The organism is Candidatus Binatia bacterium, from assembly GCA_026415395.1.
Classification (GTDB): Bacteria; Desulfobacterota; Binatia; order HRBIN30; family HRBIN30; genus HRBIN30.
In genome coordinates this window covers 203,040-219,275 of the sequence record JAOAHD010000010.1, presented here as the reverse complement: position 1 = coordinate 219,275, position 16,236 = coordinate 203,040, and the positions used below count along the sequence as shown (strand labels likewise).

Here is a 16,236-nt window from a genome sequence, read left to right as displayed (position 1 = left end):
CATTTCCTCGTTGATGACTTTGGCTTTGGCGTCGAGCGCGCCGCGAAAGACTCCAGGAAAAGCGAGCACGTTATTGATTTGGTTGGGGAAGTCGCTGCGTCCTGTCCCCACGACCACGGCGCCAGCGGCGCGGGCAAGGTCGGGCATGATCTCCGGCACTGGGTTTGCCATGGCAAACACAATGGGCTCGGGATTCATGGACTGCACCATTTCCGGGCTCACCAACCCTGCCTGCGACAGTCCGATGAAAACATCCGCTCCCCGCAAGGCGTCAGCCAAGTTTCCACTGCGATTCGAACGGTTGGCCCACTCCAGCAGCTCTTGCTTGTATGGGTTTAAATCGCTGCGACCGCGGTGGACAATGCCTTTCGAGTCGCACAGCAGCACGTCGCCGGGCGCTGGAAAGACGCCGAGTTCTGCAAAGCTGCGGATCAACTTGGCACAAGCGATTGCTGATGCACCGCTACCGCTAAAGACGATCGTGCACTGCGACAAATCCTTGCGTGTGACTTTCAGCGCATTGATGAGCGCAGCCAGCACGACGATCGCAGTGCCGTGTTGGTCGTCGTGAAACACGGGGATGCCGAGATCCTGCAACCTTGCCTCCACCTCGAAGCAGCGAGGGGCGGCAATATCCTCGAGGTTGATCCCGCCGAACACAGGGGCAAGGATCCGTACGGTTCGTACGATTTCGTCCGTATCCTGTGTGTCCAAGCAAATGGGAAAAGCGTCAATATTGGCGAACTCCTTGAAGAGCACCGCTTTTCCTTCCATGACCGGGATAGCGGCGGCGGCGCCCAAATTCCCGAGCCCCAAAATGGCGGAGCCGTCGGACACCACGGCCACGGTGTTGTGCTTCACCGTGAGCTCGTGCACCAGTTCAGGATTGCGAGCAATTTCTAAGCAAACTTGTGCAACCCCCGGAGTGTAGGCGAGACTAAGGTCAAGCCGGTTTTGCAAGGGAACCTTGCTCCGCACCTCGACCTTGCCGTGCAATTTACCGTGCAAAGAAACTGATTGACTCCCGAAGTCCTCACTCATATCTGGGTTCAACGGTGATTCGGCTGGCCCCTCGGCTGCTTACGCCTTCACGCGCTCGCACGCCGAGAAAACCCATCGGTGGCAATAAATTGTAGCCGTGCCGCCCAATGTGGGATTAAGCAAAACCGACCACAAAGGATACGCTGGTAGTACCGCTGCCGCCGATATTGAGGGTGGCGACACGCCGTGCATTTTCCACTTGATAGTCGCCGCACTGACCAGTGACTTGCTTGAACGCGTCGAGCACTTGGCGCACACCTGTAGCACCTACAGGATGGCCGCAGCCAATCAGCCCGCCGCTTGGGTTAATTGGGAGTTTTCCACCCATTTCGATCGTGCCGTCCTCGATTGCTTTCCATGACTCGCCCGGTTTGGTGATCCCAAAATGGTCGATTGCCATGTACTCGGAGGTTGTGAAGCAGTCGTGTGTTTCGATGGCTTGTACCGACCACACATCGGGGATTCCTGCACGCCGGAACGCATCCAAGATGGCTTGCCGGGTGTGCGGGAGCACGTAGGGATTGTTTTTGCTCTCGGCGATCTTTGTGTCGAACTCGATGGGCGCGGTACGATGACCCCATCCGAGAATTCGCGGGATGCTTTCGAGGGCAATGCCGCGCTTTTTAGCATAAGCGGCAGCGGCCTTCTCCGACGCGAGGAAAAGCGACACCGCTCCGTCAGTCACCTGGGAGCAGTCGGAAATTTTGATGCGCCCACCAATGACGGTGTTGAACTTGTCAACCGAGCGCGCGTGATCCTCGGTCATGTACCAGGTGCGGGTTTGAGCCAACGGGTTGCGCTTGGCGTTCGAGTAGTTGATCGCTGAGATGTGGGCGAGGTGTTCATCTTTGAGGCCATAACGGCGGTCGTACTCATCCCCCAGGCGCCCGAAGAGCTTCGGGAACGGGAACTCGATGCCTTTCGCCTCTCTCTCGTACCACGCCGCGGTACCGAGAAACTCGCCACCTTTTGCGGGATCCACGGTTTTCATTTGTTCGACACCGACAACCAAGGCGAGGTCGTACCGGCCAGCCTCGATTTCGGCCGATGCTGCCAGGATGGCAATGCTTCCGGAAGCGCAAGCCGCTTCATGCCGCGCGGTTGGCAGCCCGGAAAAAGCCGGGTCGACATCCACAAGAAAGGCTCCCAGGTGCCCCTGCATGGCGTAAAGCTCGGCCGCAAAGTTGCCGACGTGACCGACTTGGACCTCGTTCGGATCGATGCCAGTTGCTTCGAGCCCGCCCTCGACGGCTTCGCGGATCATCGCCACTATGTGCTTGTTTTCCTTTTTCCAATTCCGTGCAAAGTCGGTCTGGTATCCGCCCAAAATGTATACGGGAGCTGCCATGAATCCTCCTAGGGTGTGATTGCGGTGTCGGACGAACGTATCATTGAAGCCTTCGTTGGTGCAACCAGAGGTCGAGGCCAGGGAGCTAGGCTGCAAAAAAACGCCCAATGTTGACGTTTGGCTCGCGGAAAAACTTTTGGCCCGGTTTGGCCGACCGCAGCACCGGTGGCACTGGGAGTTTATAGCGCTCGAGTTGGCGGATGGTCTCTTCTGGCCCGAAGGTGTCGATGAGCACAGAAGGCGGGGCCCAGTTGAAGCCGAAGCCCATGATGCGGTCGATGTCGCGAACCTCGCGGACAACTTCTTGCTCGCCCACTCGGTTCAATGCATAGCTGATGTACCCGAACACCACCTTGCGGGCTAGGTCGGCCTCCGGGCCCTCTGCCGCGACGAATTGTCGCAGGGCTTCGCGGTAGCGCCCTACGTGGTGCAAATCGCGAATTTTTTCGAGCCACGGAAGTTTCCGAACACCAGCGTCGCGCAAATCCTTGTAAGCGCCGGTCTTGGGGTCGAGCACCAACTGCACCGTTTGATTGCCTTCCTTAACGCGCCGGTAGAAGCCGCCGAATTGCGGTGTCTTGTTCCCCAGGTGGCCACGGGCAATGAGCTCCTCCATGTACCCCGGCAGGCGGAAGGCATCGTGTGCCTCGTCCTTGGTATGAGCGTACACATTGTCGACGATGGCTTTGTGAACGTCCCACCCGACGAGGTCCACAGTGGCCAAGGGTGCCATCGCGCGACCTGTGTACGGGCCGATCAGGTAATCCATGAACGCCACGCCGTGCTCTTCGGCGAGTTGCGCTACTTCGTTAAGCACCTTAAAGCCCACGCGATTGCCAGCGAACGCCGGTTTGTCAGCTGCCACGATGGCTACGCGCCCAAAGCGCCGTTCGAGCACTTGCACAATCTCCCGCACAAGCTGAGGGTCGGTCTCCTGGTGGGGAATCACCTCGGTACCGACAATGACGCTGGGTGGGTTGAATAGGTGAATGCCGAGGAAGTTGCGCCGGAAGCTTTCGCTCCGGCCGAGTGCCATCTCCGCGATGGAGAGCCCGGAAGACACGGTAGCGACGATGGAATCCGGGCGGCGATATTTGTCGACCTTGGTGAAAAACGACTTTTTCAGTTCCATGTCTTCGGCTAGCGCCTCGAAAATTAGGTCGGCCTTACTCACGGCTTCTTCGAGGTCCTGGTCGTAGGTGCCGAGCGAAATCCGATCTGCAATCCGCACAGATTTGGCCATGTTTTGCGCCGCGACCAGCCCTTCGTGTGCCTTTTCGATCGTGCGGGCCAGAAATACAACGTCGCAGCCACCGGCAGCGAACACTTCGCCACTGCCGGCGCCCATGGTTCCGTTTGCTCCGAGAACAACCACTTTGTGAATCGGTATCATCCTCACGATCCCCCGGGGGTAGAGTTAAAAACTCGCACTTAGTCGCATGTTTGCTGTTTCATGACAAGGTCAGGCAGCGAGTCAGCGGGGTTCGCCCGCAGCTTGCTTCTAGGCGACTTGGGGGAGCCACCGCCTTCGCGAACATGGGTGGCGCAACGGTACGGCCGTTTGCAAGCAGACTCGCCGCCGTTGGTTCATTGAATTTGGAGTGGCAGTGGGACGATGCCGGCGCAAACGAGCACCTCACGAACCGAAACTAGCTGCCGTGAGACCTTCACTCTGGCAGGCCAGCCTTTCTTGCCACGTTGATGGTGCGCTTGATAAGGTGCACGCCATGACTCAGCGCGACGAACCTTGGTTGATGCGAACCTACGCCGGGCATACCGACCCGCGGGCTGCCAATGAATTGTTCCGGCGGAATTTAGCCAAAGGGCAGACAGGTTTGAGCATCGCCTTCGATTTGCCGACCCAGACTGGTTACGACTCCGACCATCCGATGGCCTCTGGGGAGGTGGGAAAGGTAGGCGTGCCCATTTGCCACATCGAGGACATGGAGCTCCTCTTCGACCAGATCCCGCTGGCAAAGATGAACACCTCGATGACGATTAACGCCACGGCTGCTTGGCTGTTGGCCTTGTACGTTGCGGTGGCCGAGCGCCAAGGGGCTGACCCGCACACCCTGCGGGGAACCACTCAAAATGACATCCTCAAAGAGTTTCTGGCCCGTGGTACGTATGCCTTCCCGCCCGAGCCCTCGCTGCGGCTGACGGTGGACGTGATCGAGTACACGGTACAGCACATTCCAAAGTGGAACCCGATGAACGTCTGCAGCTACCACTTGCAGGAGGCAGGGGCCACGCCGGTGCAGGAAATCGCATTCACGCTGGCCAACGCCTGCGCGGTGTTAGACCGGGTGCGGCAGCGCCCGGGTGTGTCGATGCCCGATGTCATTGGTGCCATGTCGTTTTTCGTAAACGCAGGCATCCGCTTCATCGAGGAAATGTGCAAGCTCAAGGCGTTCACGCGGATGTGGGATCGGCTGACCCGCGAGCGCTATGGAGTGGAGGATCCCGCCAAGCGGCGTTTCCGTTACGGTGTGCAAGTCAATTCCCTCGGCCTCACAGCTCAGCAACCTGAAAACAACGTGCAGCGGATTGTCCTAGAGATGTTGGCCGTGACCCTCTCGAAAGAAGCTCGTGCCCGTTCGATTCAGTTGCCGGCGTGGAACGAGGCGCTCGGGTTGCCCAGGCCGTGGGACCAGCAGTGGTCGCTGCGGATTCAGCAGGTCCTCGCCTACGAGACCGACTTGCTGGAATACCGTGAGGATATTTTCGCCGGGTCGAGAGTGATTGAGGAAAAGGTCCAGCAACTCATGGAAGCCGCGCAGGCAGAGCTGGACCGGGTTTTGGCAATCGGCGACCCGAACGTTGCCATCGAGACCATGAAGCGGGCGTTGGTTGCTAGCCACGCCGAGCGGCAACGGAAAATCGAGTCGGGAGAAATTGTTGTCGTTGGCGTCAATAAGTTCACCGAGCACGAACCATCGCCGTTGTTAGAAGGGGGAGGCGCGAGTGCCATTCTGGTGGTCGATCCAGAGGCAGAACGGCGCCAAATCGAGCGGCTGCGTGCGTTTCGGTCGAAGCGGAACGCTGCCGAGGTTGAAGCTGCGCTCAGGGCCTTGGAAGAGGCGGCCCGAACCGGACAAAACATCATGCCGGTGTCGATCCGGGCAGCGCATGCAGGAGTAACTACCGGAGAGTGGGCGGCCACCCTACGCAAGGTGTTTGGTGAGTACCGTGCGCCGACCGGTTTACAGGGGGTGACGTTTGCAACCGACGGGGAGCGTCTAGCGGCGCTGCGGGCGCACACGCAGCGCGTCGCGCAGCGACTGGGGCATCCTTTGCGACTGTTGGTGGCGAAACCGGGTTTGGACGGACACTCCAATGGCGCGGAGCAGATCGCGGTGCGAGCCAAGGAAGCCGGCATGGAAGTGATTTACGAGGGGATCCGGCTCACACCGGAGCAAATCGCTGAGTCCGCGCTCCAGGAGGATGTGGACGCGGTAGGACTGTCGATCCATTCGGGCTCGCATCTGACACTCGTGCCTCGAGTGGTCGAGCTGTTGCGGCAGAAGGGACTCACGGATGTTCCCGTGTTTGTGGGCGGAATCATTCCGGAGCAAGATCATGAGGCGTTGCGGCGTGCCGGCGTCGCGAGGATTTATACGCCAGGGCAGGCCACGCTGACGCAGATTGTGGAGGACATTGTATCCACGGTCGAACAAGTGCGTGGGCAACTCACGGAGGAGGCCGCGCCCTCGGCTCCTGGCCCGGCGTGAGGCATTAGCTGTCGGAAAGGGCAATGCTGAGTCTCGGTTACTCCTCTTGGGCCGGCGGCGCGGTGGCGTTGTTGCCGTGGAGGGGGCAGGGATGAAGCGGCACGTGGTCTGCGTAAAAGGCTTCGACGACCACCTCAGGGCAATCTTCCGTCGCCAGGGCACCGGACTCTGGGTCGATTCGGACCAAGCGAACGTTCGGTGGAGGAATAAAGTCGCTCGCGGGTAAGCCGGCGGTGGCTTGTTTCATAAATTCCACCCAAATGGGAAGCGCGGCCCGCGCTCCGGACAGACCCACAGGGCGCTGGCTATCGAAGCCAACCCACACGACGGTGAGCAACTCCGGAGTGTAACCGACAAACCAGGCATCTTGGTAATCGTTGGTTGTGCCAGTTTTGCCTGCGGCAATGCCGCGGAAGCCGAGGCGCCGGGCGCTGGCGGCCGTGCCGCGGTCGAGGACGCCGGTGAGCATGTGGGTGACAAGAAACGCTGTATCGGGAGGCAGCACGGACTCGACCTCAATCATGGAACGCTCCAGTGGGACACCGCTTCGGTCGCTGACTCGCCGAAGTGCCAACGGGCGGGTGCGCACGCCGCCATTGGCGAACACGGAGTAAGCTTGGGCAATCTCGAACGGACTAACTTCCGCTGCTCCGAGTACCACTGCAGGGTAAGGGGGAAGCGGCGACGAGATCCCCAAGTCACGAGCCGTGGTAATGATTTCTGGCAGTCCTACCTGGAAGGCTAACCGAGCGGTGGCTGCGTTCAGCGATTGTTCGAGCGCGGTGCGCATGGTGACCACTCCCAGGTATCGCCGCTCGTAATTGGAGGGGGTCCAGGTTCTACCATCGTAAGTCCAGGTGAACGGAGTGTCGTCAATTTGAGTTGTGGGCAGAAGCGGCTCTGGATCTTGGCGAGTGACCCGCAGCGCAGCCGCGTAAATGATCGGTTTGAATACGGAGCCCGGCTGCCTCAGCGCTTGGGTGCAACGATTGAACTGGCTGGAACGATAGTCGCGCCCACCGACCATGGCACGGATAAAACCCGTTTGCGGTTGGATGGCCAACAGGCATGCCTGGAGTGCATCGCCTTCCTCAGCGGCTGCTCGCAAGCGCCGGTGTGCGTATTCCAGACGCGTTAAACCTTGCGCGACTGCCTCCTCGGCTAAGCGCTGGAGGTGCAGGTCCAAGGTGGTAAACACCCGGAGTCCCTCGTTGAATAGAATGTCGGGAGGATAGAGTTCCGCTAATTGGCGGCGCACAAAGTCGGAGAAATACGGGGCGTCGCGCGTGCGCAGGACGTAGGGCGCAGTTCGTAGCGGTTCGGCAACAGCCTTTTGGTAGGTTTGCTCGTCAATGTGGCCTGCCCGCAGCATGCGCCCGAGCACGTGGTTACGGCGCCGCAGTGCGCGGTCCGGGTCGCGGTGCGGGGAGTACAGATTCGGCCCCCGGATGAGGCCAGCAATCATCGCGATCTCGGCCACGGTGAGCTCGCGAGGTGTTTTGCCAAAGTAAAACTGGCTAGCCTCCCACACGCCGTGGATCGCTTGCGCTCCTCGTTGCCCCAGGTAGATCTCATTGAGGTAGTTTTCGAGGATTTCTTCTTTCGAGAATTCCCGCTCGATGAGGAATGCCATCATCGCCTCTTGCAACTTGCGGCGAAGGGTACGCTCGTCATCGAGGAAGAAATTTTTCATGAGCTGCTGGGTCAGCGTGCTGCCCCCTTCCACCACGCGCTGGGCCCGCAAATTAGCCCAAAGCGCACGGAGAATGCCGTAAACGTCGATTCCGCGGTGTTCGAAGAAGCGTCGATCCTCCGTATCGAGGATGGCCTGAACCAACAGTGGCGGAACTTCTTCCACGCTGACGATGCGCCGCTCCTCCCATTCCTCTGCGTAGAGGCCAGAAAGGAGCGCGGGCTCCAGCTCGAGGGTTGGGAGTTCTTCCCCAGTCGTTGCGTGAACGATTCGTTGTAGCCGAGAGCCGCTGAGTTCGAGCCGAATCAGGGCGCCGTTCGGACGCCACGGTGGGAAGGCGCGCTGATAAATGAGCCAAGTATCCGCCGGGCTAATGCAGAAGAATCCGGGCCGGTCTGGCGGCTCGTCGTGCTCTTCGTATCCGAGTTCGAACAGGCGATCACGCAAGCCTGCGGCGACAACATCGATTCCAGGGTACACGAGGTAGGAATCCGCATAAACCTTCGAGGCGATGCGCCAGGTATGGTTGCGAAAGCGGACTGAAAGATCGGTACGCAACCGCTGGAGGTAGAGCCAGCCAATAACGACCAGGCCAGTCGCTGAAACGGCGGAAAAGAGGAACGTGAGCCAGGCAACCCTGCGCCACATGAGCTGTTACCTGGTTCCTGCCCTGATGAGCAGGAACCAGGTCGTGCGTTGGGTTAGGTTTCTCTCTTGATGGCGATGAAAATCGTATTCTCGCCGCGACGCACCAAAAGCAGTACGGTTTTCTTGTTCGCAGCTAATTTCAGCGCCTTCCGGTAGGAGGAGAGGTCCTTCACTGGTTCGCGGTTGACTTCGAGGATCACATCTCCTCGCCGCAAACCGGCCTCATCTGCTGGGCTCCCTGGCTCCACACGGGCAACCACCATACCTTTGAGATCGCGGCTCAACCCGAGCGATTCCGCAATCTCCGGCGTCAGTGGCTGCACCGTTATACCTAACTCTTGCTCGCTCCCCCCTGAGGGTTCGCCGGCCGGCTCTTCTTCTTTCAGCTCGCCGATTTTGACTTCGACGACCACTGGCTTCCCGTCGCGCAGCACCTTGACTTTGGCTGTTTTCCCGACCGGCGTGCGGGCTACGAGCAAGGGAAGCTCGTTGGACTCCTTGATCGTATGCCCATCAAACTCGACGATAACGTCGCCAACCTTGATCCCTGCCTCTGCCGCTGGGCTGTCTTGAACGACGTCGGCTACCAAGGCACCTTCCGGTTTCGCCAAACCGAGGGAATCCGCAATATCCGGTGTCACCCTTTGGATGAGGACACCGAGCCAACCGCGGGTGACTTTGCCCTTGGCTTCTAGCTCTGGCAGGAGTTCTTTGGCCAGGTTAATTGGGATGGCAAAGCCAATACCGATATTCCCGCCGCTGCGGGAAAAAATCGCCGTGTTGATCCCGACGACTTCCCCGCGAGTGTTGATCAGTGGGCCGCCGGAATTGCCTGGGTTGATTGCGGCGTCAGTTTGAATGAACTGATCGTAACTCCCTTGGCCGAGGTAACGGCCTTTTGCTGAAACGATCCCGGCAGTGACGGTGTGATCTAAGCCAAAGGGGTTGCCGATGGCTAACACCCACTCACCCACCTTGAGCTCATCCGAATTGCCCATCGTCACGACGGTAAGGTTGGGAACGTTGTCGATTTTGATCACCGCAATGTCGGTCTTGGGATCACGCCCGATCAGCCGCGCCTTGTACTCTTGCTCGTTCGACAGCCGGACCATGATTTGGTCTGCGTTTTCCACGACATGGTTGTTCGTAAGAATGAAGCCCTCATGATTGATGATGAAGCCTGACCCTAAGCTCCGTTGGCGGAATTGGCGTGGGGGACCGAAAAACCTTTCAAATGGCTCAAAAAACTCTTCCGGACCGCGGCCGAACGGACCGGGGAAGATCTGGCTTCGTCCCTCAGTAGGGGCCGTGGATGTGGTGGAAATATTCACCACCGCCGGACTCAGTCGCTCGGCAAGTTCAGAAAAATCGGGAACACACGGCGTTGCATTGGTTGTCGGGGCGATCACTTGCGGGACTTGTTCCCCAGGCGCCGTCGGGGTCGGGGTGGCGCTCTCTCCCCAGAAGCTAATAGCTCCCGTTCTGACAGCGCTGAGGGAGAAGAGAAGTAAACTGAACAAAAAAGCGCCCGCCTTTAGGCGGTCAAAACGAACCATGGCTCATGAGCCTCCTCATCCGTTAGCTTGTTGTCCCAACCCTCGCGACGCGTGTGCGCCTCAACTCGCCGACGCTCCTACGCCGACTAAGCTTTGGCTTTCTCGACGTACCGCAAACGCAAGTCGTACAAAATGCCGCGCAGGAGTTGTGCCTCGTGCTGGTCGAGATTGCCGCGGGTTTTCTGCTCTAGCATCGCGAGGATGTCGATCATCTGGCTTGCCGCAGCCAGGTCGGCTTTTACCTCACGCGTCACCGGGTCCGGAATCTCGCCAAGGTGGGCGAGAGCTTGTGTACTCAGGCTCAGAATAAACGTGGCAAAGGTGATTGAGGGTGGGGGCGGTGGCGCCTCCATCCGAAACGCTGCCTCTGCGGTTCCCACCGACCGCGCTTCTTCCGAAGCTTGGCCTGAAGCTTGATAAGGTTGCGTCCCTTCTGCTTCCGGACGAGGATCACCGGTGGCTGTGAAGCGCCGCCGATCTTCCACTTTAAAGCTACGTTCGGTTTGCCCTTCTTTCTCGCTCTCCATCGTCGTCAGCACAACGCGCGTGCGGATACCCGATCCTCAGCGCAGCCATTCCATCGAGCGCAAGCGGCGAATGCGTTCTTCCACTGGCGGGTGCGTGCTGAATAGTCGAGCGAAGACGTCGCCGCGGAGCGGATTCACGATAAATAAGTGCGCCGTTTGTGCCGAGGCCGGCAATGGGTAGCGCTGGGCGGCGAATTCTAATTTTTCGAGTGCCCGCGCCAGTGGCTCGCCAGTGCCCAGAATCCGTGCCGCACTGGCGTCGGCTTCGAACTCCCGCGCTCGCGAGATCGCAAGTTGAATCAGCATGGCGGCCAGGGGAGCGACAATGGACAGGGCAATCAAGCCAACCACGCCGCCGGCATGGTCATCGCGCTCGCGCGATGCAGCGCCGAGCATGGCTCCCCAGCGCAACATGTCCGCCATCAGCATGAGCGCACCGGCCAGGGTGGCGGCGATGGAGCTAATCAAAATGTCCCGGTTTTTGACGTGGCTCAACTCATGGGCAAGAACCCCTTCCAGCTCCTCCATGTTCATGATGCGCAAAATTCCTTCGGTTACGGCTACTGCCGCGTGGCTGGGGTTGCGGCCAGTGGCAAAGGCGTTGGCCGCCTCCGACGGGATGATGTAAACGCGCGGCATGGGGATGCCGGCCTTCATGGCCAAGTTGTGCACCATCCGGTATAGTTCAGGTGCCTCGGCCTCCGAGACTGGGCGAGCACGGTACATGGCCAACACGATTTTGTCCGAGAACCAGTAGCTGCCGAAGTTCATCAGTACGGCAAACAGGAAGGCCACAACCATTCCATGAGATCCGCCAAACAACTGCCCGAACCAGAGGATCAATCCCGTGAGTAGGCCCAAGAGAAGCGTTGTTTTGATCGAGTTTGCCATAACCCTAACCTCCGCGCCGGCGTCCGACGCTTCTGCTGTTCGATAGATTCACCGTTTTTCCCGTCAAGTGTGAGACGCCGAGAATGTTTGCAGCTTTCTGAGAAAACGCAAGCTGTTGGTTCGTTCGGCTGCGCTTACGGCGCAAGTCTCTCGCGGTGTGCGTAGGAGGTCGCGAAGCTGCCAGCCCCATCTGCAAAATTTGTTCGGTGGTGGCGGTGGCAAAGAATTCTTTCAATCGGATCCTTTGGCCTAGGCGTTGGTGGCACAACTGGGCGTTTTGAGTGGTGAGGCCGAGGGCGTTCGCTTGCTGGGCGCGGGTACGTTCGCGGCTCGATTAGTAACGTTGCTGAGCGCGGTAAGTTTTTTCTTCCGGGCGAGAAATTCGCCTTGGCTTGACTGAAAGCGGGGCTTTCCCTAGTGCTTGCGCGCGCACTGGCCTGGGTGGGTCCCCCAACAACGGGGAACCTCTGCACTCGGGCAAAGGCTAGGTGGTATAGAGAGATGGAGCAGTCCATTTCGGTGCTCGTGACGTTTGTTCTTGTCGGCGGACTGGTGGCGATCATGGTGAGTCTCGGTCGCCTCCTGGGCCCTCGCACCGAGGCGCCGGCCAAAGGGGAAGCGTTCGAGTGTGGAAACCCACCGAGTGGCAGCGCATGGGGGCGCTTTCCGGTGAAGTTCTACATGACCGCCATCATCTTCATCGTCTTCGATGTCGAGGTGGTGTTTCTGTATCCGTGGGCGGTCCTTTTCGATCGGCTGGGATGGTTCGGTTTTGCGGAAATGATGGTGTTTTTACTGGTGCTCGGCGTCGGGTTGCTTTACGTCTGGCAAAAGGGAGCGCTGGAGTGGGATTGAGGGGTCGCCAGTTGCTTGCAGGCGCCGGCTGGCAGGAACGGGTTGCGTCCCGCAGGAGTGTCGTCGAGTAGGGGTGGGTCGTGTTGGTCGTGGTGTTGGTGTCGGCCATCAAAGCGCTGGTGGTTATCGGGATGGTCCTGAATCTTGCCGGTATTCTCGGCTGGGTGGAGCGCAAGGGTAGTGCTCTGATTCAAGATCGGATCGGGGCCAACCGAGCAGCGATTTTTGGTTTTGCTGGGGCTGGCTTGGTGAACACCTTGCTTGCTGACCCGATCAAGTTCCTGACCAAGGAGGATGTGATCCCGCGGGGTGTGGACCGCTTACTGCACACGCTTGCACCCTGTGTCAGCTTGTTTCCGGCGATTGTCGCTTTTGCCGTTGTGCCGTTTGGTGATCGGCTCCACGTCGGGGAGCTGGTGGTGAACCTGCAAGCGGTGGAGGTGGATGTCGGCGTGTTGTTCTTGCTGGCGATGACCTCGCTGGGCGTGTACGGCGTGGTTCTCGGTGGGTGGGCATCGAACAATCGCCTGTCTTTGCTTGGTGGGATTCGCGGCTCGGCGCAAATGATTTCTTACGAGCTGGCGATGGGCCTAGCTGTGGTGGCCGTAGTGCTCACCTTCGGGTCGTTGGACTTCCAGGAGATTGTACGCAGCCAGGGGCACATGATTGGCGGGTGGCTGCCGGCTTGGGGAATTTTGTATCAGCCGGTGGCCTTCCTGTTGTTGCTCATTGCCGGCATTGCCGAGACGAAGCGAGCTCCCTTCGATTTACCGGAGGGCGAGTCGGAAATTGTCAGCGGCTATTTTACGGAATATTCGGGCATCAAATACCTGATGTTTTTTATGACTGACTTTGTGGAGATTGCCGTGGTCTCCGCCGTGGTGACCACCTTTTTCTTTGGCGGATGGCAGGTCCCGTTCTTGTCTACCGAAGGCTTCCTGTTCCCAGGGGGAGTGACGATTGAGTTGCCTCATCTGTTGGTCGTGCTCCTGCAGGTTGGGGCTTACATGGTCAAAGTGTTCGTCTTTTGCGCGCTTCAAGTGTTGGTCCGATGGACAATGCCGCGACTCCGCTACGACCAGCTCATGTGGTTCGGTTGGAAAGTCATGCTCCCGGTGGGGCTTCTCAACCTTGTGGTGACGGCCTTGGTGCTGCTTTGGGTGCGGGGGTGATGCTGTGAGCCCGCTAGTCTTTTTCTTACTTGCGGTTCCGTTGGTAGCCTTCAGTTTGGGCGTCGTTTTGGCACGAAGCCCTGTGCGCTCAGCCTTGTCGTTGGTTGTGGCCTTGTTCTTTTTGGCCGCATTTTTCTTCTTGCTCGACGCCCGCATGATCGCCGCATTGCAGGTGATCGTTTATGCGGGGGCCATCATGGTGTTGTTCTTGTTCGTGATCATGCTGCTCAATCTCCAGCATGAGCCGATCGAGCAGGCACGTCCGGGACAGAAAACCATCGCCGCGGTATTCTCCACAGTCTTCGTCCTGCTCATGGGGGCGGTAGCGCTGCGGGGCCTCCCGGCCATGCCTGGTCCCGGAGTAGAGCGCGCCGTGGCAGTGAGCTTCGGTTCTGTTGAGGCAGTGGCGGAAAGGTTGTTCACCCGGCACGCACTGGCGTTCGAGGTCACGTCCGTACTTCTGCTGGTAGCGGTGATGGGTGCCGTCGTGTTGGCGAGGAAAATCCAGCGATGACGGTTGTTCCGGCGTCTTGGTACATCGTACTGGCTGCGCTCCTTTTTACGATCGGGGCGCTGGGAGTGTTGGTACGCCGCAACCTCATCATCATGTTCATGTCCATCGAACTGATGCTCAACGCCGTGAACCTCATTTTCGTGGCGTTTGCACGGCAGCAGCAGGCGATGGACGGGCAGGTCATGGTGTTTTTTGTCATGACGGTTGCAGCGGCCGAGGCAGCGGTGGGTTTGGCGATCATCTTGGCGGTTTTCCGCAACCGGGAAACCGTGAACGCCGACGAGATCAACTTGCTCCGGTGGTGACAGGATGCACGAGGTTGCGGCGAGCGCTGTCGTGGAAAGTGTGACCTTTCTGTGGTGGGTCCCCGCACTGCCGGCACTCGGGGTGCTGTTTCACCTCTTCTTTGGGCGCCGTCTGGGCGACAAAGCGGTGAGTGTCGTGGGCCCAACTGTTGTCGGGTTGGCGTTTCTTGCCGCCTGCGTGGCGTTTGGCCGGATTTGGTCTGGCCCGGCAGGACTGGTTTTGGAGCAAGTCTTGTGGACGTGGCTACCGGTCGGTGCGCTGCAGGTCCCGTTTGCGTTGCGCGTGGATGCGCTGACTGCAGTGATGATCCTCGTCGTCACCGGAGTGGGCTTCTTGATCCACGTTTATTCGGTCGGTTACATGCACGGGGACCCCGGTTACGCGCGGTATTTCGCGTACCTGAACTTGTTCACCGTGGCCATGCTTCTGTTGGTTATGGCCGACAACCTCTTGCTGCTGTTCGTTGGTTGGGAAGGTGTGGGCCTGTGCTCTTACTTGCTCATTGGATTCTGGTACGACAACGACGCGAATGCCAGCGCCGGAAAGAAGGCGTTTATCGTCAATCGCGTGGGTGACGCTGCGTTTTTGATCGGGATCTTCTTGTTGTTCTGGCACTTGGGTCCCGGCTCCCATGCACTCTCGTTTGCGCAACTGGCGGAGCGTGCTGCGCACTTATCGCCAGCGGTGGTCACGGCGGTGACTCTCTTGTTGTTTGTCGGAGCCACCGGGAAGTCGGCGCAGTTGCCCTTGTATGTTTGGTTGCCGGACGCGATGGCGGGTCCGACGCCGGTCAGTGCCCTGATTCACGCGGCCACCATGGTGACGGCGGGCGTATACATGATTGCGAGACTGCACATGTTGTACGAGCTCGCGCCGATTTCCATGGAGGTCGTGGCTGTGATTGGCGCACTAACTGCGGTGTTTGCGGCGACGATCGGTTTGGTACAGACGGATATCAAGAAGGTCCTAGCCTACTCCACGATTAGCCAGCTCGGATACATGTTCCTCGCCGTTGGGGTGGGAGCCTTTTCCGCCGGGATTTTCCACTTGGTGACCCATGCGTTCTTCAAAGCGTTACTGTTCTTGGGGAGTGGAAGCGTCATCCACGGCATGGGCGGCGAGCAAGACATTCGGAACATGGGTGGGCTGCGCCGTTATATGCCGGTGACTTATGCGACTTTCTTAGTCGGAACGCTCGCCATTGCGGGATTGCCGGGGCTTTCGGGATTTTTCAGTAAGGACATGATCCTTGCGCGTGCCTTTGCGGCGGCGCCCGCGTTGTGGGTGTTGGCGCTGATGGGTGCCGGGCTCACGGCTTTTTACATGTTCCGCCTCTTCTTCTTGGTCTTTTGGGGCGAGTGTCGTGCCGATGCGCGTACGCGAGAACATTTGCACGAGTCTCCACCGACGATGACGATTCCGTTGATCGTCCTGGCGGTGCTGTCGGTTGCAAGTGGGTACATTGGTCTTCCGGAGTTTCTCGCTTGGGGAGATCGATTTAGTGCCTTCTTGTCGCCGGTGCTCGGCAGTGCGGCGCACACGAGCCACCACTCGAGCGTGGGGGAGGAGTTGGCGTTAATGGGTGCCTCTATCGGTGCAGCGGTGGTTGGGATTGTGCTGTCCCATCAGTTTTACGTGCGGGCTCCTCACCTGCCAGAGCGGCTTGCTGCCAACTTCCGGTCTGTGTACCGGCTCCTCTGGAACAAATATTATGTCGACGAAATTTACGAGGCGCTCTTTGTACGTCCGGTCGTACAGCTTGCCCACATCTTGTGGCGGCAATTCGATGTCGCCGTCGTCGATGGTGCGGTCAACGGTGCGGGGGAGGCAGCCGAAGCGACGGGGCGTTGGCTGCGGCGTTGGCAAACGGGAAATGTGCAGCACTACGCTCTCTCGCTCTTGATCGGAACGCTGCTGTTACTCGGGTATTTTCTCGGTATGGGCTAACGGCGCG

The 16,236-nt window shown here is 59.1% G+C and carries 13 protein-coding genes; 6 read left to right on the top strand and 7 right to left on the bottom strand.

The window, feature by feature from the left end; all coding sequences use genetic code 11:
• The 3 genes from N3C12_11205 to N3C12_11195 form a co-directional block, all read right to left on the bottom strand.
• Window positions 1–1,041, bottom strand: a 1,041-nt coding sequence (locus N3C12_11205; protein MCX8073005.1) for an NAD-dependent malic enzyme, incomplete at its 3' end; no start/stop codon positions are given.
• 115 nt (window positions 1,042–1,156) lie between these two features.
• Entirely contained in the window at window positions 1,157–2,389 is a 1,233-nt protein-coding gene (locus N3C12_11200; protein MCX8073004.1) for an acetyl-CoA acetyltransferase, read from the bottom strand.
• Between the two features lie 85 nt (window positions 2,390–2,474).
• Window positions 2,475–3,782 carry a 3-hydroxyacyl-CoA dehydrogenase family protein gene (locus tag N3C12_11195; protein ID MCX8073003.1) on the bottom strand — a complete coding sequence of 436 codons (1,308 nt, stop codon included), beginning with the start codon at window positions 3,780–3,782 and terminating at the stop codon, window positions 2,475–2,477.
• A gap of 334 nt (window positions 3,783–4,116) precedes the next feature.
• Here N3C12_11195 and N3C12_11190 point away from each other — a divergent pair, with 334 nt between their 5' ends.
• On the top strand, window positions 4,117–6,120 hold the full coding sequence (locus N3C12_11190) for a protein meaA (GenBank protein ID MCX8073002.1): 2,004 nt from the start codon (window positions 4,117–4,119) through the stop codon (window positions 6,118–6,120).
• 37 nt (window positions 6,121–6,157) lie between these two features.
• Here the strand turns inward: N3C12_11190 and N3C12_11185 are convergent, their stop codons facing one another.
• The 4 genes from N3C12_11185 to N3C12_11170 all read right to left on the bottom strand — a co-directional run bounded on the left by N3C12_11185 (window position 6,158) and on the right by N3C12_11170 (window position 11,435).
• The gene (locus tag N3C12_11185; protein MCX8073001.1) at window positions 6,158–8,461 is read right to left on the bottom strand and encodes a PBP1A family penicillin-binding protein; all 2,304 of its coding nucleotides are present in this window, start codon (window positions 8,459–8,461) and stop codon (window positions 6,158–6,160) included.
• A 53-nt stretch (window positions 8,462–8,514) separates the two neighbouring features.
• A complete protein-coding gene (locus tag N3C12_11180; protein MCX8073000.1) occupies window positions 8,515–10,017 on the bottom strand; it encodes a DegQ family serine endoprotease in 1,503 nt (500 codons plus the stop codon).
• 86 nt (window positions 10,018–10,103) lie between these two features.
• Complete coding sequence (locus tag N3C12_11175; GenBank protein ID MCX8072999.1) at window positions 10,104–10,544, bottom strand: DUF1844 domain-containing protein; 441 nt, start codon at window positions 10,542–10,544, stop codon at window positions 10,104–10,106.
• A gap of 36 nt (window positions 10,545–10,580) precedes the next feature.
• Window positions 10,581–11,435: a zinc metalloprotease HtpX gene (locus tag N3C12_11170; GenBank protein MCX8072998.1), complete on the bottom strand. Its 855-nt coding sequence runs from the start codon at window positions 11,433–11,435 to the stop codon at window positions 10,581–10,583.
• Between the two features lie 501 nt (window positions 11,436–11,936).
• On the opposite strand from N3C12_11170, the gene N3C12_11165 reads away from it, so the two are divergent.
• From N3C12_11165 to nuoL, 5 genes are all read left to right on the top strand, one after another.
• On the top strand, window positions 11,937–12,290 hold the full coding sequence (locus N3C12_11165) for an NADH-quinone oxidoreductase subunit A (protein MCX8072997.1): 354 nt from the start codon (window positions 11,937–11,939) through the stop codon (window positions 12,288–12,290).
• An 80-nt stretch (window positions 12,291–12,370) separates the two neighbouring features.
• The gene (locus tag N3C12_11160) at window positions 12,371–13,462 is read left to right on the top strand and encodes an NADH-quinone oxidoreductase subunit H (GenBank protein MCX8072996.1); all 1,092 of its coding nucleotides are present in this window, start codon (window positions 12,371–12,373) and stop codon (window positions 13,460–13,462) included.
• Window positions 13,463–13,466: 4 nt separating this feature from the next.
• Window positions 13,467–13,976: an NADH-quinone oxidoreductase subunit J gene (locus N3C12_11155; protein MCX8072995.1), complete on the top strand. Its 510-nt coding sequence runs from the start codon at window positions 13,467–13,469 to the stop codon at window positions 13,974–13,976.
• Window positions 13,973–14,281 carry an NADH-quinone oxidoreductase subunit NuoK gene (gene nuoK, locus N3C12_11150; GenBank protein MCX8072994.1) on the top strand — a complete coding sequence of 103 codons (309 nt, stop codon included), beginning with the start codon at window positions 13,973–13,975 and terminating at the stop codon, window positions 14,279–14,281. The genes N3C12_11155 and nuoK overlap by 4 nt, the downstream gene beginning before the upstream one ends.
• A gap of 4 nt (window positions 14,282–14,285) precedes the next feature.
• Window positions 14,286–16,229 carry an NADH-quinone oxidoreductase subunit L gene (gene nuoL / locus N3C12_11145; GenBank protein ID MCX8072993.1) on the top strand — a complete coding sequence of 648 codons (1,944 nt, stop codon included), beginning with the start codon at window positions 14,286–14,288 and terminating at the stop codon, window positions 16,227–16,229.
• Window positions 16,230–16,236: the final 7 nt, after the last annotated feature.